This is a genomic window from Tabrizicola soli, assembly GCF_015999335.1.
GTDB lineage: Bacteria > Pseudomonadota > Alphaproteobacteria > Rhodobacterales > Rhodobacteraceae > Tabrizicola > Tabrizicola soli.
The window spans coordinates 41,401-61,696 of record NZ_JAEACP010000017.1 but is presented as its reverse complement, the minus strand read 5'-3'; the positions used below and the strand labels follow the sequence as shown (position 1 = coordinate 61,696).

The window sequence follows — 20,296 nt, the reverse complement described above, 5'->3', positions numbered from 1 at the left end:
TCAGTTGAAAAGCCAGAGTTCCGACAGATATTTCCAGTTCACGAAGTAGTAGAGGATGAAGCAGGCGAAGAAGATGCCGACCAGGATCAGCGTCCCCGGAAGCTTCAGCGTGGCATGGCTGCCGTATTCCGAAACCGCCTCGCGGCTCTTGTCGTGCAGCGGGAAGGTCAGTTTCGCGCCCGGCTGGTCCAGCCGTGGCCCGGCCAGGATCGAGCCGACGACGATGACGATGAACATCACCCCGCCAACCGCCGCCATGATGGCGGAGATCCCGTTCAGCCCCATCATCAGATAGGCCGCGGCCGGGAACTCGTAGGCATGGGCCGCGTCGGTCAGGGACATGTCCCAGTGCCGCCGCGCCACCCCCAGCGTCCCCGCCCCCATCATGAACAGCGAGATGCCACCCGCGCCGATGCCGAAGACGAAGGGCTGCCACTTCGCCAGACCGGGCCAGAGGATGTCGCGCTGGAAGATCAGCGGCACCACCAGGTAGGTCATCGCCATGAAGGCCAGCGTCGTGCCCGCCACCACCGTGCCGTGGAAATGGCCCGGCACATAGATCGTGTTGTGCATCAGGACGTTCAGCTGCTCCGTCCCCAGCACCACGCCCGAGATGCCGCCGATGAAGCCGAACATCACCAGGCTCAGGAACATGCCGGCAAAGGCCGGATTGCCCCAGGGCGCCTTGGTCAGCCATTCGAAGGCGCCGCGGGTGAAGCCGTTCCTCCGCTGCGCCGCCTCGATCGCGCCGGGCACGGTCAGCCCGTGGATCATCGAGCCCATGACCGCCAGATACATCATGTAGCTGGTGTTCACGATCTTCCAGCTCGACGACATGCCCGGCTCGGCCAGGATGTGGTGGGCCGAGGCGAGCTGCAGGAACAGGATGTACATGAAGAAGGCCATCCGGCTGACCTTCTCGGACAGCGGCTTCGCCCCCACGACCATCGCCCCGATCGCATACCAGATCGACACATGCGCCGAGACGTTGATCTGCTGGCTGGAATGACCCATCCCCCACCAGACCACCTTGTACATCAGCGTGTCGATGTTGGTGATCAGGCCCAGCGACCAAAGCCAGGTCGGGATCAGGATGATCGCGCCCGAGGCCAGGGTGAAGACGGCGATGATGCCGGCCGTGATCGCGCCGAAGGTGACCAGCGGCACCGACCCGTCATAGGTCCTTTCGTTCTTTGCCACGACCAGGGTGGCGAAGAAGACGAAGACCGCGATCAGCGCGCCGACCGCGAAGATGATCAGCGACAGGTAGAACCACTGCGAGGCCATCATCGGCGGGTACGAGGTGAACATCACCGTCGAATCGCCGCGCAGCACCGCGTAGTTCGCCATCACCGCGCCCACCACCATCAAAAGGAAGGCGAACCAGGCGATCTTCGGCGCCGCCAGCCGCGATCCCAGGATCACGGCCGAGGCAAAGTAGAGCACCGCGATCTCGAAGAAGATGATCCAGAACAGAAGCACGTTGGCCCCATGCCCGGTCAGCACCAGATAGAACCATTCCGCAGGCAGAAGCTGCACCGCGGGCCAGCGGGTCAGGGCCACCATAAGGCCCATCAGCCCGCCAAGCGCCAGGAACAGCACCGCTGCCACGGCATTCACCTTGATCAGCGCCTCGGCGCTGGACTCGATCCTCAGCCCCGAGAAGCGGCAGGCCCGCCACGAGGTTCCCGCGCGCGTTCCGTTCAGCGCACCCTGGTCGATTGTGGTCATCTCTGTTCCCCCTCAATCCACGATCCGGATGCGCCCGGTCATCGTATGATGGCCGATCCCGCAGAATTCGTTGCAGACGATGCCGAAACTGCCGCTTTCCGTGGGAGTCAGGGTGATGATGTGCTCGTATCCCGGATGGACCGAGATGTTGATGTTCGTCGGCTGCAGCGAGAAGCCGTGCTGCCAGTCGGCCGAGGACAGGTGGATGCGGTAGCTTTCGCCCTTCTTCAGCTCGAGAATGGGCCAGAACTCCCACAGCCGCGCCAGGATATAGGCGTCGCCGCCGACGGGCGGCCGGACCACCGGAACCCCGTCCTCCTCAAGCGGCGTGCCGTCGTCGGCCACGGCCTGGAACTCGGCCGCAAAGGCCTCGACCCGTTCGGCATAGACCTCGGGCTTGATCTTGTAGGTCTCGTTGGACAGGTTCTGCTGGCCGATGAAATGCCAGGCGATCATGAAGAAGAACATGAACAGCCCCCAGAGGAAGGCGATCACGATCCAGGCCAGTTCGATGCCGTGGATCGGCTCCTTCCACCAGAGCCGGTTTGAAGGCGGGTGAATTGCCATGATTGCACCCGCTCAATCTGCTACGGGGATGGAGGCGATCTCCATGACCCCCCAGACGATGTAAAGCACCGTCGGGATGGTGATCCCGAGGAACAGGAGCAGGAACGGATTGTCCAGGACCTGCTGCATGAAAGGCTCGTCCTTCGGCGGGCTCCCGTCTTTCGCCGGGGCCTCGGTCTTGTCGTCCATTTCTGTCCCTCCCTGATTTGGGCGGACACAGCGTCATCTCCCTGGAAAACAATACTTCCCGTTCCCTCGACGCCGCCGCCGGGATTGCATGCAAACACCTCTTTTCAGGTCGTCACCGGAACTTCCCGAACACAGACGTCCGGTGCAGCTCATCTCCGCGCCCTGGATGCGGCGCGATGTGGGCTAGGGCAAAGTAACGCATGAAACACGACCGGCAGACTTGATCTAAGTCAATGCAAAGGCTGCCCCGCCGGGAATTGGCATCGAAGATGCGACTTCAAACGCAACCTGTCCCGGTCAGACGCCGTCAACGATGGTGACATGCGCGACGGCCGCCTTGTCGCGATAGCGCCGGGCTTCCTGATAGGCCGCCGAGTCGTAGCAGGCCCGCGCCTCGGCCAGCGAGGCGAAGCGGATGATCACATGGCGCTGCATCTCCGGCCCCTCGCGGACATCGGCCTCGCCTCCCCGCGCCAGAAAAGTGGCGCCATGGTCCGCAAAGACGCGCGCGGCACGTTCCTGGTATTGCTTGTAGGCCTCGGGGTCGGTCACGGTGACATGTGCGATCCAGTAGGCGCTCATGGCGATGTCTCCAGGGTCTGGCGGGCGATCTCGGCCGCGTCCCGCAGGTGGTCGTTGACCGCGGCGGCGGCGGCTTCCGGATTGCGGGCGCAGATCGCCTCGCAGATGCGCGCCATATGGGCGGGCCCTGAAACGCGCCGGTTCGAACTTGCCAGCGTCAGCGCGCGCAGCCGCGAGATCCGCCCGTTCAGCCGCTGTACGATGTCCCAGGCGATGTTGTGGCCCGCGGCGAGGAAGATGACCTCATAGAAGGCGGTCGTCGCGGCATAAAGCTGGGTGGGGCTGCCTTCGGCGAAACTGCGGTTCAGCTCGGCCAGCGCGGCGCGAAGCCGGGTGGCGGTGGCCTCGCCGGCCTCTCTGGCGCAATCGGCGGCGGCGTCGGCCTCGAGCAGGCGGCGGATATCGTAGATCTGTCGGGCGTCCCGCCAGTCAAGCCGCGCCACCACCGGGCCCGAGCGGGGCTGGGTCTCGACCAGCCCTTCCGCCTCAAGATAGCGGATCGCCTCGCGCACGATCGAGCGGGAGACGCCCAGCTGGTCGCACAGCGCCCGCTCGACCAGGCGCTCGCCCGAGGTGAAGCGCCCCGAGATGATCGCCTGGCGCAGCTTGTCCACCGCCAGGGCGCGCAGGGTCGTGACGGGATGGTCGATGCGAAGGTCCTGTTCCATGCGCGCAGCCTAGGCGGCTGGACGCGGCTCTGCAACAGGTTCTTGACATATGGTCATCTGGTATACCAACATACCAGGCAGAGAGAAGGAGGCCGCCGATGCCCGCAGAGATTCGCAAGACCCTGACGCTGGTCGAAACCACGCTGATCGAGGGCGGGCGCGCCGCGCCGGTGCCGCTCAAGCTGATCGCGGCGGTGGCCGTGCTGAAGAACCCCTGGGCGGGGCGGGGCTTCGTGCAGGACCTGAAGCCCGAAATCCACGCTGTCGCCCCGGAACTCGGCGCGCTGCTGACCGGCATGATCCTTGATGCCGCAGGCGGGGCCGACCGGGTGGAAGGCTACGGCAAGGCGGCCGTCGTCGGCCTTGACGGCGAACTGGAACATGCCAACGCCCTGATCCACACCCTGCGCTTCGGCAACCACTACCGCCAGGCGCTGGGGGCGAAGACCTATCTTGCCTTCACCAACGTCCGTGGCCCGGCCAACTGTCCGGTGATGATCCCCCTGATGGACAAGCACGACGAAGGCCGCCGCTCGCATTACCAGACGGTGCATTTCTCGATCCCCGACGCGCCTGCCGCCGACGAGCTGGTCGTCGCGCTGGGCGCCTCCACCGGGGGCCGTCCGCACCACCGGATCGGCGACCGCTACCAGGACCTGAAGGACCTCGGCCATGATGTCGCGAACCCTGCGGCTGTCTGACGGGCTCGCCGTCCGCATCCTCGAGGCGGGGGCCGGCGCGCCGCTCCTGCTGATCCACGGCGTCGGCATGCGGGCCGAGGCCTGGGGGCCGCAGATCGAGGCGCTGTCGCCCGAGTGCCGCATGATCGCGGTCGACATGCCGGGCCACGGGACAAGCGATCCATTGCCGGGAACACCGGACCTTGCGGATTACGTCGCCTGGGCCGCGCGGGTGATCGGGGCGCTGGGCCTGGGGCCGGTCTCGGTTGCCGGGCATTCCATGGGGTCGCTGATCGCCGCCGGGCTGGCGGTCGAACGTCCCGACCTGATCCGCCGCGCCGCGCTCCTGAACGGCGTCTTCCGCCGCAGCCCCGAGGCCAAGGCCGCGGTTCTGGCCCGCGCCGACGAGATCGCCCTGGGCGGGGGCAATGTCGACGGCCCGCTGTCGCGCTGGTTCGGCCCCGGGGATGCCGCGGTCCGCGACCGGGTGGCGGGCTGGCTGCGCGCGGTGCCGCAGGCGGGTTACGCCGCCGCCTACCGCGCCTTCGCCGGGGGTGACGCCATCTATGCCGACCGGCTGACCGCGATCCGCTGCCCGCTTCTGGCGATGACGGCGGATGGCGACGCCAATTCGACACCCGGAATGAGCCGGGAGATGGCCGCGCTCGCGCCCTTCGGCCGTGCCGTCGTGGTCACCGGCCACCGCCACATGCTGAACCTGACCGCGCCCGAGATCGTCACGGCGGAACTGCGCCGCTGGCTTGCCACCGAGGAGAGTGTCGCATGACCGCCCTTGATCCACGCGCCCTGCGGGATGCCTTCGGTTGCTTCATGACCGGCGTCACCGTCGTCACCACGCTGGATGCCGCGGGCAAGCCCCTGGGATTCACCGCGAATTCCTTCTCCTCCGTCTCGCTCGACCCGCCGCTCCTGCTGGTGTCGATCGCCAACAGCTCGGCCAACCTGGGCAATTTCACCGGCGGCAGGGGCTTCGCGGTCAACATCCTGTCCGAAAGCCAGAAGGACATCTCGGCCACGTTCGGGCGCCGCTCCTCCGGCGACCGCTTCGCCCAGGTCTACTGGAAGCACGGGCCGGTCGGCTCGCCGCTGATCGCAGGGGTCTCGGCCTGGTTCGACTGCACGCTGGAGCAGGCGATACCGGCGGGGGACCATACCATCCTGATCGGCCGGATCGGCGGTTTCGAGGCCAGCCCGCATCCCGGTCTCGGCTACTATCGCGGCGCCTACACCACCCCGGCCGCGACGGCGGCGGAGCTTCCGGCCGGGCCGGATGTGGTGATCTCGACCGTGCTCGAGGCGGCGGGGCAGGTGCTGCTGGTCGACGACGGGCGCGGCGGGCTGTCGGTGCCGATGGCGCGCGTCGGCCGCGAAGGCGTGCAGGCCGCGCTCGACGCCCTGATCGCCGGTGTCGGGGTCAAGGCCGAGGCGGGCTCGATCTACGCGGTCTACGAGGATGCGGGCACCCGGACGCAGCATATCGCGGTCCGCTGCCCCGCCGTCGCCGCCCGGCCCGCTAGGGGCGCCTTCGTGGAGCTGTCGCGCGCGGGTGTTGCCGATGTGACCGACCCGGCGCTGCGTCATATGCTCGAGCGGCTGGCCGACGAATCCCGCATCGGCAACTACGGCATCTATTTCGGCAATCATCAGCAAGGCCGCGTGCAGCGCATCGCAGAGGACAGCAGCAAATGAAATTCTCGCTTTTCATCCATATGGAACGCGTCTCGGCCGAGGATGACGAGAAGCGGCTATACGACGAGATGATCGAGCTGTGCCGCATCGCCGACGAGGGCGGGATGCATGCCATCTGGACCGGCGAGCATCACGGGATGAACTTCACCATCGCACCCAATCCTCTCCTGAACCTGGTCGACCTCGCGCGGCGGACGAAGAACGTGCGTCTGGGCACCGGCACGGTGATCGCCCCCTTCTGGCATCCGATCCGCCTGGCGGGCGAGGCCGCGATGGCCGACATCATCATGGACGGGCGGCTCGACCTTGGCATCGCCCGCGGTGCCTACAGCTTCGAATACGAACGCCTCGTGCCGGGGCTCGATGCCTGGAACGCGGGCGGCCGGATGCGCGAGCTGATCCCGGCGGTCAAGGCCTTGTGGGAAGGTGACTATACCCACGACGGCCAGTACTGGCAGTTCCCGAAGACGACTTCCTCGCCCAAGCCCCTGCAGCGGCCGGGCCCGCCGGTCTGGGTCGCGGCGCGCGATCCGAGCAGCCATGACTTCGCCGTCGCCAATGGCTGCAACGTGCAGGTGACGCCGCTGCATCTGGGGGACGAGGAAGTGGTCAGCCTGATGGACCGCTTCAACGCCGCCTGCGCCGCGCATCCACAGGTGCCGCGCCCGAAGATCATGGTGCTGCGCCACGCCTATGTCGCCGACAGCGAGGCCGACGCCCGGCTTGGCGCCGAGGAGATCAACCGCTTCTATTGCTACTTCGGCGCCTGGTTCAAGAACGAGCGCCCGATCAGCCAGGGCCTGATCCAGCAGCTGACCGACGAGGAGATCGCCGCCCATCCGTTCTATTCGGCCGAGGCGATGCGCAAGAACCAGATCATCGGCGAAGCCCCCGAGGTGATCGAACGGATCAAGGGCTATGAGGCGCTGGGCTATGACGAGTTCAGCTTCTGGATCGACACCGGCATGAGCTTCGAACGCAAGAAGGCCTCGCTTCGGCGCCTGATCCGTGACGTGATGCCAGCCTTCGCCTGACAGGGGGACCGCGATGGACCGCTTCCAGCACTATATCGACGGCCGGTTCGAGGACGGGGCCGAAAGCTTCGCCAGCGTCGATCCGGCAACCGGCGCGCCCTGGGCCCTGATGCCGCTGGCTTCGGCCGCAGATGTGGACCGGGCGGTGCAGGCGGCCCATCGCGCCTTCACCTCTGCGCCCTGGGCGGGGATGACGGCCGGCGCGCGGGGCAAGCTCCTCTATCGCCTGGCCGAGCTGGTGCGTGCCGCGGCCCCCCGGCTCGCGGCGCTGGAGACCCGCGACACCGGCAAGATCATCCGCGAGACCTCGGCCCAGATCGCCTATGTCGCAGAATACTACCAGTACTACGCGGGCCTCGCCGACAAGATCGAGGGTGCGCACCTGCCGATCGACAAGCCCGACATGGAGGTCTGGCTGCGCCGCGAACCCGTCGGCGTGGTCGCGGCCATCGTGCCCTGGAACAGCCAGCTGTTCCTCTCGGCCGTCAAGCTTGGCCCGGCGCTGGCGGCGGGCTGCACGGTGGTGCTGAAAGCCTCGGAGGACGGGCCCGCGCCGCTTCTGGAATTCGCGCGGCTGGTGCATGACGCGGGCTTCCCCCCCGGCACCGTCAACATCCTGACCGGCGGGCCCGAGGCGGGCCGGGCGCTGACCACACATCCGAAGGTCGCCCATATCGCCTTTACCGGCGGGCCCGAGACCGCGCGGCATATCGTGCGGGCCAGCGCCGAGAACCTGGCCAGCACCTCGCTGGAACTGGGCGGCAAGTCGCCCTTCATCGTCTTCGACGACGCGGATCTGGACAGCGCCGCCAATGCCCAGGTCTCGGGCATCTTTGCCGCGACCGGGCAAAGCTGTGTCGCCGGATCGCGCCTCCTGGTGCAGCGCGGGGTGAAGGACGCGCTCCTTGCCCGGCTGAAGGCCAGGGCCGAGGCCGTGGCCATCGGCGCTCCCGACCGGATGGAGACGGAAGTCGGCCCCCTCTGCACCGCCCGCCAGCGCGAGCGTATCCTGGCGCTGATCGCCCGCTCGACCGCCGCCGGGGCCAGGCTGGTCACCGGCGGGCAGCTCTCCGAAGGGCCGGGCTTCTACTTCCCGCCGACGATCCTGGACTGTTCCGAAGCGCCCGACGCCCCCGCCCTGGCCGAGGAGTTCTTCGGCCCGGTCCTCTCGGTCGTGACCTTCGACACCGAGGCCGAGGCGCTGGCGCTGGCCAATGACACCGAATTCGGCTTGGCCTCGGGCGTCTTCACCCGCAGCCTGACCCGGGCGCACCGGATGATCCGGGGCATCCGCGCCGGGGTGGTCTGGGTCAACACCTATCGCGCGGTCTCGCCCATCGCGCCCTTCGGCGGGCACGGGCTCTCCGGCCATGGCCGCGAGGGCGGGCTGGCGGCGGCGCTGGACTATACCACGGTCAAGACCGTCTGGCTGCGAACCTCGGACGAGCCGATCCCCGATCCCTTCGTCATGCGCTGAGCATCCGCGCGCCCGCGCCGGGTTCCGCCCCGCTTCCGGCGGGAATGCGGCAGGAGGGCGGGTTGACAATCCGGCCCGTCGCGGGCCGACTACGGCGAGGGTCCAAGGGAGGCGAAGATGTTCCGCGCGCTGGTTCTGGAGAAGGAAGGCGATGCCGCCGTGGCCCGTCTGCGCGAGCTGGACGAGAGCGCGCTGCCGCCGGGCGACGTCACGGTGGCGGTCGAATATTCGACGCTGAACTACAAGGATGGCCTCGCGCTGTCGCCGAATGGCGGCGGGATCGTGCGCAGCTGGCCGCATGTGGCCGGGATCGACTTTGCCGGGACGGTCGAGGCCAGCGACGATCCCCGCTACCGGCCGGGCGACCGGGTGGTCCTGACCGGCTGGCGGGTGGGAGAGGCGCATTGGGGCGGCTATGCCCAGAAGGCGCGGGTCAGGGCGGACTGGCTGGTGCCGCTGCCCGAGGGCCTGACCACGCGGCAGGCGATGGCGGTCGGGACGGCCGGGTTCACCGCGATGCTGGCGGTGATGGCGCTGGAGGAGCACGGGCTGACCCCGGACAAGGGCGAGGTTCTGGTGACCGGCGCGGCGGGGGGCGTGGGGTCGGTGGCGGTCGCGATCCTGGCCCGGCTGGGCTATCGGGTCGCGGCGGTGACGGGGCGGCCGGAGACGGAGGGCTACCTGAAGGGCCTCGGGGCGGCCCGGATCGTGGCCCGCGAGGAGCTGGCCGAGACGGTGAAGCGGCCGCTGGAGAGCGAGACCTGGGCGGGCTGCGTCGATGCCGTCGGGGGCGCGATGCTGGCGCGGGTGCTGGGGCAGATGAAGCACGGGGCCTCGGTCGCGGCGGTGGGGCTGGCGGGAGGGGCGGCGCTGCCCGCCTCGGTGATCCCGTTCCTCTTGCGGGGGGTGAACCTGCTGGGGATCGACAGCGTGCCGGTCCCCTATGAGCGGCGGGTGCGGGCCTGGGGGCGGATCGTCACCGACCTGCCGATGGAGAAGCTGGAGGCGATGGTCCGGCCGGCGGTGCTGGCGGACCTGCCTGCCCTGGGGGCGGCGATCCTGAAGGGGGGCGTGCAGGGGCGGGTGGTGGTGGATGTGAACGGCTGAAGGCTGTCCACGCGTGGCGCGGTGGAGGGTGCAAGGGATTTCAAGGGGTTGGGTTTTGGCGTTAAGAGTTTGTAAAGGGGTGGGACCGACAGGCGACGCCAGGCGGGCATGAGGTGCCTCCATCGACAGCCCGGTGCGCCCGCCGGTGGGAGGGCGCGGTCCGGTGCCGGGATGGCGGGGGCGGGATGGTGCGCTGTAGCGCACCCTACGATAGTGCTGCTGGCGGCTTTCCGTGGCGGCGGGGGGCTGTTGACTCCCCCGGTTTCTCCTCTATAAGGCCGCCACGTCCCGGGTCACTCCCGGGGCTTTTCATTGGTGTTGGTGGCCCCCGCAAGGGGATGCCTGTCGCCCTTCGGGGAAAGGACAACGCCCTTCACACATCGAAGGAGATCAGCGGTGACCAAACGCACCTCTGCCAAGTACAAGATCGACCGCCGCATGGGCGAGAACATCTGGGGCCGTCCGAAGTCCCCGGTGAACAAGCGCGAATACGGCCCCGGCCAGCACGGCCAGCGCCGCAAGAACAAGCTTTCGGACTTCGGCACCCAGCTGCGCGCCAAGCAGAAGCTCAAGGGCTACTACGGCGACCTGACCGAAAAGCAGTTCCGCAAGATCTACGGCGAGGCCGAGCGCGTCAAGGGCGACACCGGCGAGATGCTGATCGGCCTGCTGGAGCGCCGGCTGGACGCGGTGGTCTACCGCGCCAAGTTCGTCCCGACCGTCTTCGCCGCCCGCCAGTTCGTGAACCACGGCCATGTGACCGTGAACGGCCAGCGCGTGAACATCGCCTCCTATCGCGTCAAGGAAGGCGACGTGATCGAGGTGCGCCAGAAGTCCAAGCAGCTGGCCATCGTGCTGGAAGCCGTGGCCCTGACCGAGCGTGACGTGCCGGACTATCTGGAAGTCGACCACAACAAGATGACCGCGAAGTTCGTGCGCACCCCGGGCCTGGGCGACGTGCCCTATCCGGTGCAGATGGAACCGAACCTGGTCGTCGAATACTACGCCAAGAACTGATCCTGAGGTGCGCTATAGCGCACCCTACATTCGGGGCCGCGCCGCAAGGTCGCGGCCCTTTCCGTTTCCGGCAAGGAGACCGCCATGACCGACAAACCCGGTGTCGAGACCCGCTTCGAGCAGGGGCTTTACGCCAGCCGCTGGCTGATGGCGCCCATGTATCTGGGGCTGGCGGTCTCGCTGGGGATGCTGATGGTCATCTTCTTCAAGGAAATGGCCTATTACCTGCCGCAGACGCTGGACATGCCGGCCGACCAGGCGATCCTGGCGGTGCTGACGCTGATCGACCTGTCGCTGGCGGGGAACCTCCTGTTGATCGTGCTGTTCTCCGGCTACGAGAACTTCGTCTCGAAGTTCGATTTCGATACCGGAACGGACCGCCCGGCCTGGATGGGCAAGGTCGATTTCTCGGGGCTGAAGATGAAGCTGATCGCCTCGATCGTGGCGATCTCGGGGATCCACCTGCTCAAGGTGTTCATGTCGCTGGGCAAGGGCGATCCGGCCCATGCGGCCAGCGCCGAGACGATACGGTGGATGGTGATCATCCACCTGACCTTCGTCGCCTCGGGCGTACTTCTGGCGCTGATGGACTGGCTGACGTCCAAGGCCAAGGAACATTGACGGAAGGGATGGACGGATGACCATAGGGATTCACGCCCGGATCGAAGGCGCGCTGGTGATGATCGGCTTCGGCTCGATCGGGCGCGGCGTGCTGCCGCTGATCGAGCGGCACATCGGGTTCGACCGCGCGCGCTTCACGGTGATCGAGCCTTCGGGCGATTTCGCCCATATCCTGCGCGACCGCGGGCTGCGCCACCTTCAGCTTGCGCTGACGCCCGAGAATCTGGCCGAGGTTCTGCAGAGCCTGTTCCCGGAAGGGCGCGGGATGATCGTGAACCTTTCGGTCGATGTCGATTCGGTCGCGGTGATGCAACTCGCCCGGAAGATCGGGGTGCAGTATGTCGACACGGTGGTGGAGCCCTGGCCCGGCTATTATTTCGGCGACATGCCCAATGCCGAGCGGACCGGCTATCGCCTGCGCGAGCGGGTGCGGGAGGTCCGGAAGGCCCATGCCGGCGGGCCGACGGCGGTGTCCTGCTGCGGCGCGAATCCGGGCATGGTGTCGTGGCTGGTGAAGGAGGCGCTCCTGCGGCTGGCGGCCGATCTGGGCATCGCGGCCGAACCCCGCCGGCGCGAGGACTGGGCGGCGCTGATGCAGGGGCTGGGCGTCAAGGGGATCCATATCGCCGAGCGCGACACCCAGGTCTCGAACCGGCCGAAGCCGCCGGGGGTCTTCGTGAACACCTGGTCGGTGGAGGGTTTCCTGTCGGAAGCCTTCCAGCCCGCCGAGCTTGGCTGGGGCACGCACGAGAAGAAGCTGCCGCCCGGCGGCCATGTCTTCGACTATGGGCCGGGCCATGCGATCTGGATCGACCGGCCGGGCGCGGATACCCGCGTGCGCAGCTGGTGCCCGGATGTCGGGCCGCAGTTCGGCTATGTCGTCACCCATAACGAGGCGCTGTCGATCCCGGAGTACTATACGGTCCACGACGGGGGCCGTGCGGTCTATCGCCCGACCTGCCACTACGCCTATCACCCCTGCAACGACGCCATCCTGTCGCTGCACGAGGTCAAGGGCGCGGGCCGGCTTCCGGCGGCGCAGCATATCCTGGCGGTCGAGGAGATCGTCTCGGGCGGGGACGACCTGGGGGTGCTGCTTTACGGCCATGCGAAGGGCGCGATGTGGTATGGCTCGCGGCTGACCAGCGCGGAGGCCAGGGGGCTTGCCCCCTGGCAGAACGCCACCGGGATGCAGGTGACCGGGGCGGTGCTGGCGGCGATGGTCTGGGCGGCCGAGAATCCGGACGAGGGAATCGTCGAGGCCGACGAGATGGACCATGTCCGCTGCCTGGAGGTCCAGCGCCCCTATCTGGGCCGGATCGAGTGCCATTACACCGACTGGACGCCGCTGCGGAACCGGATCAACCATTTCCCCGAGGATCGGGACGAGGGCGATCCCTGGCAGTTCACCAACTTCCTTGTGCCGTGAGCTGTCGAATCGCGCGCTGAAGCGCGAAATCCGGTCCTCTCGCCGTCGGGGCCTCGCCCCTCTTCCCCGGCTGACGGGGGGATATTCGGACCGATGTGAAGCCATGCGGACCGGGGCAGGCCCGGTCCCGGCGCGTCATTGCTCTGGCCTTGTGCGCGCGGGGAAGCTAAACGAGGCGGGACTTCCCGGGGGCCACGATGAACGACCAGATCACGCCACAGCCAGGCATCCTTGAGATCGCGCTTTACGAGGGCGGCAAGGCGCAAGTGGCGGGTGTGGCCAATGTGGTGAAGCTGTCGTCGAACGAGAACCCGTTCGGCCCCTCGGACAAGGCGAAGGAGGCGTTTTCCCGCTCTGTCCACGCGCTGCACCGCTATCCGGTCACCGACCATGCCGACCTGCGCCGCGCCATCGCCGAGGTGCATGGGCTGGACGCCCGGCGGATCATCTGCGGGGTGGGGTCGGACGAGATCATCACCTTCCTGTGCCAGGCCTATGCCGGCCCGCGCGACGAGGTGGTGTTCACCGAGCACGGCTTCCTGATGTACCGCATCTCCAGCCTTGCGGTGGGGGCGACGCCGGTCGAAGTGGCCGAGCGCGAGCGGACGACGGATGTGGACGCGATCCTGGCCGCCTGCAACCGGCGCACGAAGCTGGTGTTCATCGCCAATCCGAACAACCCGACCGGCACGATGATCTCGGCCGCCGAGATCGCCCGGCTGGCCGAGAACCTGCCGCCGCAGGCGCTCCTGGTGCTGGACGGGGCCTATGCGGAATATGTGGAAGGCTATGACGGCGGCGCGGCGCTGGTCGATGCGCGCGACAATGTGGTGATGACGCGGACCTTCTCCAAGATCTATGGCCTGGGCGGATTGCGGATCGGCTGGGGCTATGGGCCGAAGCATGTGATCGACGTGCTGAACCGGGTCCGGGGACCGTTCAACCTGTCCACCACCCAGCTGGACACCGCCGAGGCCGCCGTGCGCGACCAGGACTATGTCGCCAAGTGCCGGGCCGAGAACACGCGGATGCGCAGCTGGCTGGCCAATGCGCTGGCCGAGATCGGCGTGCCTTCGGACACGTCGATGGCGAATTTCATCCTGGCGCGCTTCCACAGCCAGGAGGAGGCCGAGGCCTGCGACGCCTTCCTGCAGAAGCAGGGGCTGATCGTGCGCCGGGTCGCGGGCTACAAGCTGCCGCATTGTCTGCGCATCACCATCGGGGACGAGGCCTCGTGCCGGCAGGTCGCCCACGCGGTGGCGCAGTTCAAGGGGGTCAAATGACCTATCCCCGCGTCGCCCTGATCGGATTGGGGCTGATCGCCTCGTCCATGGCGCATGCGATGCGGGCGGGGGGGCTGGCCGGAGAGATCGTGGGCTACGCCAGGTCGGCCGAGACCCGGGCGGTGGCGCGGGCGCTGTTCTGCGACCGGGTGACCGAGACGGCAGCCGAGGCGGTCGAGGGCGCGGACCTCGTGGTGCTGGCGGTTCCGGTGGGCGCGATGGGCGCGATCGCGGCCGAGATCGGGCCGCATCTGAAGCCGGGGGCGACGGTGACGGATGTCGGCTCGGTCAAGCAGGCGGTGGTCGATGCGGTGGCGCCGCACCTGCCGGCGGGCGTGCATTTCATCCCTGGTCACCCGATGGCGGGGACGGAATATTCCGGGCCGCGCTCGGGCTTCGCGACGCTGTTCCAGAACCGCTGGTGGCTGCTGACCCCGCCCGAGGGCTGCGATGCAGGGGCCCTGGCGCGGCTGCGCGGGCTGATCGAGGCGATGGGCGCCAAGGTCGACACGATGGATGCGGGGCACCATGACCTGGTGGTCGCGGTGGTCAGCCATGTGCCCCACGCCATCGCCTATACGATGGTGGGCGTGGCCGACCATATGCGGCGCGTCTCGCAATCCGAGGTGATCAAGTATTCCGCCGCCGGGTTCCGCGACTTCACCCGGATCGCGGCCAGCGATCCGACCATGTGGCGCGACGTGTTCCTGACCAACAAGGAGGCGGTGCTGGATATCCTGGGCCGTTTCGCCGAAGAGCTGTTCGTGCTGCAACGCGCGATCCGCATGGGCGACGGCGAGCATCTGCACGCCTATTTCACCCGCACCCGCGCGATCCGCCGGGGGATCATCGAGGCCGGGCAGGACACTGCCGCGCCGGATTTCGGCCGCGCCGTCACTCCGGCGCAGGATGGCTGAGCGCGTGCGGCGGGCGCTGGCGATCCTGGCCCTGTGCCTTGCCGGTCCGGCCCTTGCCGAGGCCCCCGCCACCTCCTTGCGGCCGATGCCGAATCCGTTGGGCGCTGCCGCGGTCGCTGCCGCCGCGCCCGAGGCACCGGTCGAAGCCGGGGCCGCCCCCGCCATGGCCGCATCCCTGCGCCCGCAGCCCCGGCCGGCGGATCTGGCGCGGCGCATCGCCGAGCTGCGGGCGGCGGCTGCGACCACCGGGCTTGACCTCGCCTCGGCCGCGAGGCCCGAGCCGGATCTTGCCGCCGAGGAACCGCCCAGCCGCAAGGAGCGGCGGAAGAAAAAGCGCGAGATGGCCTCGATGGAGGGTTCGGTCTGCGGGGTCGCCGCGATCAAGGGCGAGCCGATCGCGCCGATCGGGTCCAAGGTGAAGGGTTGCGGCGTCGCGGATCCGGTCCGCGTGACCTCGGTCGCGGGGGTGCGGCTAAGCCAGGCGGTGACGGTCGATTGCTCGATCGCGAAAAGCCTGAACGCCTGGGTTGGGGAGGTGGCGCAGCCGGCCTTCGACGGCAAGCTCTCGGAATTGCGGATCGCGGCGCATTACATCTGCCGGGGCCGCAACAACGTGAAGGGCGCGAAGATCAGCGAGCATGGCAAGGGCCGGGCGGTGGACGTGGCGGCATTCGTGCTGACCAGCGGCAAGACGGTGACGGTCGCGGGCGATTACGGCCGTCTTCTGCGGCGGATCTACAAGGCGGCCTGCCCCTATTTCCGCACCACGCTCGGCCCCGGTTCGGATGGCTATCACGAGGATCATTTCCACTTCGACACCTCGGCCCGCGATGGCGGGTCCTACTGCCGCTAGCCGGTCGGCCTCAGCATCCGGGGCGCCTCGCCCAGGGGCAGGAAGCCGAGCGAGACCCGGCCGTCGGCCAGGGTGAGCGGGAGTTTCAGCGCGTCCGGGTCGCCCGATTCCTGCGCCAGCGCGGTGAGGAGCCGGGTCAGCGTCTGCGCCTGTTCCGGCTTGATCGCCCCGGCGGCGACCAGCGCGGGGACCAGCGGTTGCCAGTTGGTCACCGCGATCTCGACCCGACCGGCGGCAAAGCCCTGGTCGTCGGGCGCGATCCGGCCGCTGGCGCTGGCGGAAAGCTCGCCCCAGGCGAGCAGGCTGTCGGTCAGTTCCAGCGCGGCGAGGCGCGGGTGCGTCTCGGCCGCGAAACGGTCGAGCGGCGCGGTGAGGCTGGCGGTGGCCACCAGGCGAAGGGTGGCGATGCGGGGGGGCAGGCCGGAGCCCTCCCCGATCCGCGCCATCACCTCGGGGTCGGGGGCGAGGTCGGAGGCGTTCAGCGCCAGGACATAGGCGTCCGGCGCGTCGCCCGCGCCCGGCACCTCCTCGTCCGCGCTGATCGAGGCGACCGCGCGCCCCGCCGCCGCCGTCCAGCCCGCGCTGGAGCTGGCGGTGAAGGGCCCGCTTTCCACGATCACCGAGGCCAGCGGCAGATCGGTCGCGGGCCGGGCGCGGAAGCTGGCGCGCAGGCCTTCGGCCGCCAGTTTCACCTCCTGGCCCGGCAGGGTGACGACCTGCTCGGGCGGCAGGGCGGCGATGATGTGCCAGGGCTTCCAGGTCATCGCGAAGACCTGGACGAAGGGGGCCTGCCAGCCGATGCCGCGGGCCGGGTCGCGCAGGACGGGGCCGGTGACGGTCAGGTCGAAGCGGTTGGGGAAGCCCGCCAGCGAAAGATCGGACTTTTCGGCCAGGATGCCTTGCGCGGCGGCACCGGCGAACCAGTCCTCGGCCGCCTGGCGGATCGCGCTTGACCCGAGGAACCAGTAGCCGGACCAGAGCCCGGTCAGCACCAGCACGAGGACAAGCAGTTTGCGCATCCGGCAGCCCTTTTCTTCGCCCGCTTCCCCGTGTCTACAGGGGCGAAACGACAAGGGCCAGCCATGCACGCACCACTCTGGGTCTTCGGCTATGGATCGCTGATCTGGAACCCCGGCTTTCCGGTGGCGGAACGGCGCATTGCCCGGATCTCGGGCTGGCATCGCAGCTTCTGCATGCGCTCGATCCACCATCGCGGCACGGTGGAGGAGCCGGGCCTCGTCCTGGCCCTGGACCGGGCCCGGGCCGCCAGCTGCACCGGCGTCGCCTTCCGGGTCGAGCCGGGGGCCGAGGAACCGACCCTCGCCAGCTTGCGCGAACGCGAGCTGATCTCCTCGGCCTATCTGGAGCGCGTCCTTCCGGTCGCCACCGAAGACGGCGCGCTTCAGGCGGTGACCTATGTCATCGACGCGGAGCACGACCAGTATTGCGGCGGGCTTCCGCTTGCCGAACAGGCCCGGATCATCGCCACGGCCAGCGGCGGCCGGGGACCGAACCGCGATTACCTCTGGTCCACCGTGGCGCATCTGGCCGAACTGGGCATCGGCGACCCCGAACTGGCCTGGCTGGCCGACGAGGTCCGCCGGCTGGCCTGACCTTTTGCTTGGCAGACGCCGCTCACCTGTTACTCTGCCCGCAACATCGAACCAGAGGGCAGGCATGTCCCAGCCATATCAACAGGCCGCCGTCACCACGACCTTCAGCCAGCCGATCCGGGCCATCACCCAGATGCTTCTGGTCTGCCTTCTGGTGGGCGCGGGGGCCTGGGCGATCCACGGCCAGATCATCGACATCCTGCGCACCAACCCGCTGTTGAACGGGCTTATCGCCTTCGTCTTCGTCATCGGCGTGCTCACCTGCTTCTGGCAGGTCTGGATCCTGGCGCAATCGGTCTACTGGATCGAGAATTTCGTCCGCGCCACGCCGGGCGCCGCAAGCGACCGGCCGCCGCTTCTCCTGGCCCCTCTCGCCTCGCTGCTGCGCACCCGCACGGCGCGGATGTCGATCTCGGCGACCTCGTCGCGCTCGATCCAGGATTCGGTCGTCCAGCGCATCGACGAGGCGCGCGACATCACCCGCTACCTGATCAATCTCCTGGTCTTCCTCGGCCTTCTGGGCACCTTCTGGGGCCTTGCCACCACCGTTCCGGCCGTGGTCGAGACCATCCGCTCGCTCGCCCCGCGCGAGGGCGAATCCGGGCTGGACGTGTTCGCCAAGCTGATGGGCGGCCTGGAAAGCCAGCTGGGCGGGATGGGGACGGCCTTTTCCTCCTCGCTTCTCGGGCTGGCGGGGTCGCTGGTGCTGGGGCTGCTGGAGCTGTTCGCCGGTCACGGCCAGAACCGTTTCACCCGCGAGCTGGAGGAATGGCTGTCCTCGATCACCCGGATCGGCCTTGCGGGCGAGGGCGAGGGCGGCGACCAGTCGGCGGTGGCGGCGATGATCGACCATATGGCGCTGCAGGTCGAGCAGTTGCAGGCGATGCACGAACAGGCCGAGGCCGGCCGCGGCGCCTTCGAGGCCCGGATCGCCGAGCTGACCGCCAGCCTCACGCGGCTGGGCGCGCGGCCGGAAGGACAGGGGGATGCGCTCTTGCAGCGGATCGCGGATGGCCAGGACCGGCTGATCGCGGCGCTGGCCGGCGAGGGGCCGGGAAGCGGCGACGCCGAAAGCCGGATGCGCCTGCGCTCGATCGACGTGCAACTCCTTCGGATCCTCGAGGAAATGTCGGCCGGCCGGCAGGAGAGCATCGCCGACCTCAAGGCCGACCTGCTGGCGCTGACCAATGCCGTGCGCCAGCTTGGCCGGGGGGCGGGGCGCTGATGGCCAGCTCCCGCCGCCGCGATTCCTCGCTGATCTGGCCGGGCTTCGTCGATGCGGTGACGACACTCCTGATGGTGCTGATGTTCGTGCTGACCATCTTCACCATGATGCAGGCGGTGCTGCGCGACCAGCTGACCACGCAGGGCACCGAACTGGACGAGCTGACCGCGCAGGTCGCCGACCTGGCCGGGGCGCTGGGGCTGGAGCGGGCGCGGGCCTCCGGCCTCGAGACCGAGATCGCCACCCTGCGCGCCGGTCTGGCCCAGGCGCGGGCCGAGGGCGAGCGGCAGGCGGGGCTGGTGGCGGGCCTGACCGCCGATCTTGCGGCGCGGGAGGGCGAACTGGCGGCGGCCTCGTCGCGGATCACCGATTTCGAGGCCCAGGTCGCCGCGCTGATCCTGGAGCGCGACACCGCGCGGGGCGAGGTGACGGATCTGAAAACCGAACAGGCGCGGCTGGTGAACGAGGCCGAGGCGATGACGCTGGCGCTGGCCAGGGCCCGGCAGGAGGTGGACGCGGGCGCCGAGGCCGCCCGCCTTGCCGCCGCGCGCCGCGAGGCGCTGGAGGCGCTGGTCGCCGAGCTGCGGGCCAAGGACGCCGCCAATACCGAAGCGGTGAGCGAGGCCGAGGCGGCGCGGCTGGCGGATGCGGCCGCGCTGCAGGCGCTGCGCGACCGGCTGGCCAATGCCGATACCGAGCTGACCGCGATGACCCTCGCGCTCGAGGCCGAGCGGAAGCGGGCCGAGGAGACGCTGACGCTGCTCGCCGCGGCGCGGAAGGTGGCCGACACGGCGGGCGAGAAGGACGCGGCACTGGCGGCGGCCGAGACCGAGCTGCTGGCCGAGCAGGAAAAGGCCCTGGCGGCGGCGCGGGAGGTGGAACTGCTGAACCAGCAGATCGCGGCGCTGCGCGGCCAGCTGGGCAGCCTGCAAGCGGTGCTGGACGAGGCGAAGGCGAAGGATTCGGCCGCGCAGGTGCAGCTGGAGAGCCTGGGGACCGAGCTGAACGCGGCGCTTGCCCAGATCGCCGCCGAACAGCGCCGCCGCGCCGAGATGGAGGCCGCCGAGGCGGCGCGGCTTGAGGCCGAGAACCTGGACCTCGCCCGTTTCCGGTCGGAATTCTTCGGCCAGCTCTCGACCCTTCTGCAGGGGCAGGAGGGGGTGCGTGTGGTGGGCGACCGTTTCGTCTTCTCCTCGGAGGTGCTGTTCAACCCCGGCTCGGCCGATCTTGCGCCCGAGGGCCGCGCCCAGATCGCGGGGGTGGTGCGGACGCTGGATGGGATCCGCGACCGGATCCCGGCGGGGATCGACTGGATCATCCGGGTGGACGGCCATACCGACGATGTGCCGCTTTCGGGCAGCGGCGCCTTTGCCGACAACTGGGAGTTGAGCCAGGCCAGGGCGCTGTCGGTGGTCCGCTTCATGCAGGACGAGTTGGGCTTCCCGCCCGAGCGGCTGGCTGCGACCGGGTTCGGCGAGTACCGGCCGGTGGCGCAGGGGGACGACGAGGTCGCGCGCGCCCTGAACCGGCGAATCGAGCTGAAGCTGACCGAACGCTAGGCCCCCACCATTCCGTGACTGCGCCGCCGGGCGA

At 68.8% G+C, this 20,296-nt stretch carries 21 protein-coding genes; 15 read left to right on the top strand and 6 right to left on the bottom strand.

Annotation, left to right across the window (positions count from 1 at the left end; translation table 11 throughout):
* The 5 genes from I7S92_RS16080 to I7S92_RS16060 all read right to left on the bottom strand — a co-directional run bounded on the left by I7S92_RS16080 (position 1) and on the right by I7S92_RS16060 (position 3,737).
* Positions 1-1,731, bottom strand: coding sequence for a cbb3-type cytochrome c oxidase subunit I (locus I7S92_RS16080; RefSeq protein WP_197646229.1), 1,731 nt, complete (start codon positions 1,729-1,731; stop codon positions 1-3).
* Between the two features lie 12 nt (positions 1,732-1,743).
* A complete protein-coding gene (locus I7S92_RS16075) occupies positions 1,744-2,298 on the bottom strand; it encodes a cupredoxin domain-containing protein (RefSeq protein ID WP_197646227.1) in 555 nt (184 codons plus the stop codon).
* Positions 2,299-2,310: 12 nt separating this feature from the next.
* The gene (locus tag I7S92_RS16070) at positions 2,311-2,487 is read right to left on the bottom strand and encodes a hypothetical protein (RefSeq protein ID WP_197646225.1); all 177 of its coding nucleotides are present in this window, start codon (positions 2,485-2,487) and stop codon (positions 2,311-2,313) included.
* 297 nt (positions 2,488-2,784) lie between these two features.
* Complete coding sequence (locus I7S92_RS16065; protein ID WP_197646223.1) at positions 2,785-3,069, bottom strand: DUF1330 domain-containing protein; 285 nt, start codon at positions 3,067-3,069, stop codon at positions 2,785-2,787.
* Positions 3,066-3,737 (bottom strand): GntR family transcriptional regulator, encoded by a 672-nt coding sequence (locus I7S92_RS16060; RefSeq protein WP_197646221.1) that lies wholly within the window; start codon positions 3,735-3,737, stop codon positions 3,066-3,068. The genes I7S92_RS16065 and I7S92_RS16060 overlap by 4 nt, the downstream gene beginning before the upstream one ends.
* A gap of 98 nt (positions 3,738-3,835) precedes the next feature.
* Here I7S92_RS16060 and I7S92_RS16055 point away from each other — a divergent pair, with 98 nt between their 5' ends.
* The 12 genes from I7S92_RS16055 to I7S92_RS16000 all read left to right on the top strand — a co-directional run bounded on the left by I7S92_RS16055 (position 3,836) and on the right by I7S92_RS16000 (position 15,865).
* Entirely contained in the window at positions 3,836-4,438 is a 603-nt protein-coding gene (locus tag I7S92_RS16055) for an amino acid synthesis family protein (RefSeq protein WP_197646219.1), read from the top strand.
* A complete protein-coding gene (locus I7S92_RS16050; protein ID WP_197646217.1) occupies positions 4,410-5,204 on the top strand; it encodes an alpha/beta fold hydrolase in 795 nt (264 codons plus the stop codon). The genes I7S92_RS16055 and I7S92_RS16050 overlap by 29 nt, the downstream gene beginning before the upstream one ends.
* Positions 5,201-6,127 carry a flavin reductase family protein gene (locus I7S92_RS16045; RefSeq protein WP_197646215.1) on the top strand — a complete coding sequence of 309 codons (927 nt, stop codon included), beginning with the start codon at positions 5,201-5,203 and terminating at the stop codon, positions 6,125-6,127. The genes I7S92_RS16050 and I7S92_RS16045 overlap by 4 nt, the downstream gene beginning before the upstream one ends.
* Complete coding sequence (locus I7S92_RS16040) at positions 6,124-7,161, top strand: LLM class flavin-dependent oxidoreductase (protein WP_197646213.1); 1,038 nt, start codon at positions 6,124-6,126, stop codon at positions 7,159-7,161. Before I7S92_RS16045 ends, I7S92_RS16040 begins: the two co-directional genes overlap by 4 nt.
* Positions 7,162-7,174: 13 nt before the next feature.
* The gene (locus I7S92_RS16035) at positions 7,175-8,638 is read left to right on the top strand and encodes an aldehyde dehydrogenase (protein ID WP_197646211.1); all 1,464 of its coding nucleotides are present in this window, start codon (positions 7,175-7,177) and stop codon (positions 8,636-8,638) included.
* A 117-nt stretch (positions 8,639-8,755) separates the two neighbouring features.
* Positions 8,756-9,745 (top strand): MDR family oxidoreductase, encoded by a 990-nt coding sequence (locus I7S92_RS16030; RefSeq protein WP_197646209.1) that lies wholly within the window; start codon positions 8,756-8,758, stop codon positions 9,743-9,745.
* Positions 9,746-10,141: 396 nt separating this feature from the next.
* Positions 10,142-10,762: a 30S ribosomal protein S4 gene (rpsD, locus tag I7S92_RS16025; RefSeq protein ID WP_197646207.1), complete on the top strand. Its 621-nt coding sequence runs from the start codon at positions 10,142-10,144 to the stop codon at positions 10,760-10,762.
* A gap of 84 nt (positions 10,763-10,846) precedes the next feature.
* Positions 10,847-11,383 (top strand): TIGR00645 family protein, encoded by a 537-nt coding sequence (locus I7S92_RS16020; protein WP_197646197.1) that lies wholly within the window; start codon positions 10,847-10,849, stop codon positions 11,381-11,383.
* A gap of 16 nt (positions 11,384-11,399) precedes the next feature.
* Positions 11,400-12,812 carry a homospermidine synthase gene (locus tag I7S92_RS16015; RefSeq protein WP_197646195.1) on the top strand — a complete coding sequence of 471 codons (1,413 nt, stop codon included), beginning with the start codon at positions 11,400-11,402 and terminating at the stop codon, positions 12,810-12,812.
* A gap of 197 nt (positions 12,813-13,009) precedes the next feature.
* The gene (hisC, locus tag I7S92_RS16010) at positions 13,010-14,095 is read left to right on the top strand and encodes a histidinol-phosphate transaminase (protein ID WP_197646193.1); all 1,086 of its coding nucleotides are present in this window, start codon (positions 13,010-13,012) and stop codon (positions 14,093-14,095) included.
* Entirely contained in the window at positions 14,092-15,012 is a 921-nt protein-coding gene (locus I7S92_RS16005; RefSeq protein ID WP_197646191.1) for a prephenate/arogenate dehydrogenase family protein, read from the top strand. The genes hisC and I7S92_RS16005 overlap by 4 nt, the downstream gene beginning before the upstream one ends.
* On the top strand, positions 15,005-15,865 hold the full coding sequence (locus tag I7S92_RS16000; RefSeq protein WP_197646189.1) for an extensin-like domain-containing protein: 861 nt from the start codon (positions 15,005-15,007) through the stop codon (positions 15,863-15,865). Before I7S92_RS16005 ends, I7S92_RS16000 begins: the two co-directional genes overlap by 8 nt.
* Here I7S92_RS16000 and I7S92_RS15995 read toward each other — a convergent pair.
* Positions 15,862-16,884 carry a DUF2125 domain-containing protein gene (locus I7S92_RS15995; RefSeq protein ID WP_197646187.1) on the bottom strand — a complete coding sequence of 341 codons (1,023 nt, stop codon included), beginning with the start codon at positions 16,882-16,884 and terminating at the stop codon, positions 15,862-15,864. The two genes, I7S92_RS16000 and I7S92_RS15995, sit on opposite strands and share 4 nt — an antisense overlap.
* A gap of 63 nt (positions 16,885-16,947) precedes the next feature.
* On the opposite strand from I7S92_RS15995, the gene I7S92_RS15990 reads away from it, so the two are divergent.
* From I7S92_RS15990 to I7S92_RS15980, 3 genes are all read left to right on the top strand, one after another.
* The gene (locus I7S92_RS15990) at positions 16,948-17,478 is read left to right on the top strand and encodes a gamma-glutamylcyclotransferase (RefSeq protein WP_197646185.1); all 531 of its coding nucleotides are present in this window, start codon (positions 16,948-16,950) and stop codon (positions 17,476-17,478) included.
* A gap of 64 nt (positions 17,479-17,542) precedes the next feature.
* Complete coding sequence (locus I7S92_RS15985) at positions 17,543-18,703, top strand: biopolymer transporter ExbB (RefSeq protein WP_197646183.1); 1,161 nt, start codon at positions 17,543-17,545, stop codon at positions 18,701-18,703.
* Positions 18,703-20,262: a peptidoglycan -binding protein gene (locus I7S92_RS15980; protein WP_197646182.1), complete on the top strand. Its 1,560-nt coding sequence runs from the start codon at positions 18,703-18,705 to the stop codon at positions 20,260-20,262. Before I7S92_RS15985 ends, I7S92_RS15980 begins: the two co-directional genes overlap by 1 nt.
* Positions 20,263-20,296 lie beyond the last annotated feature (34 nt).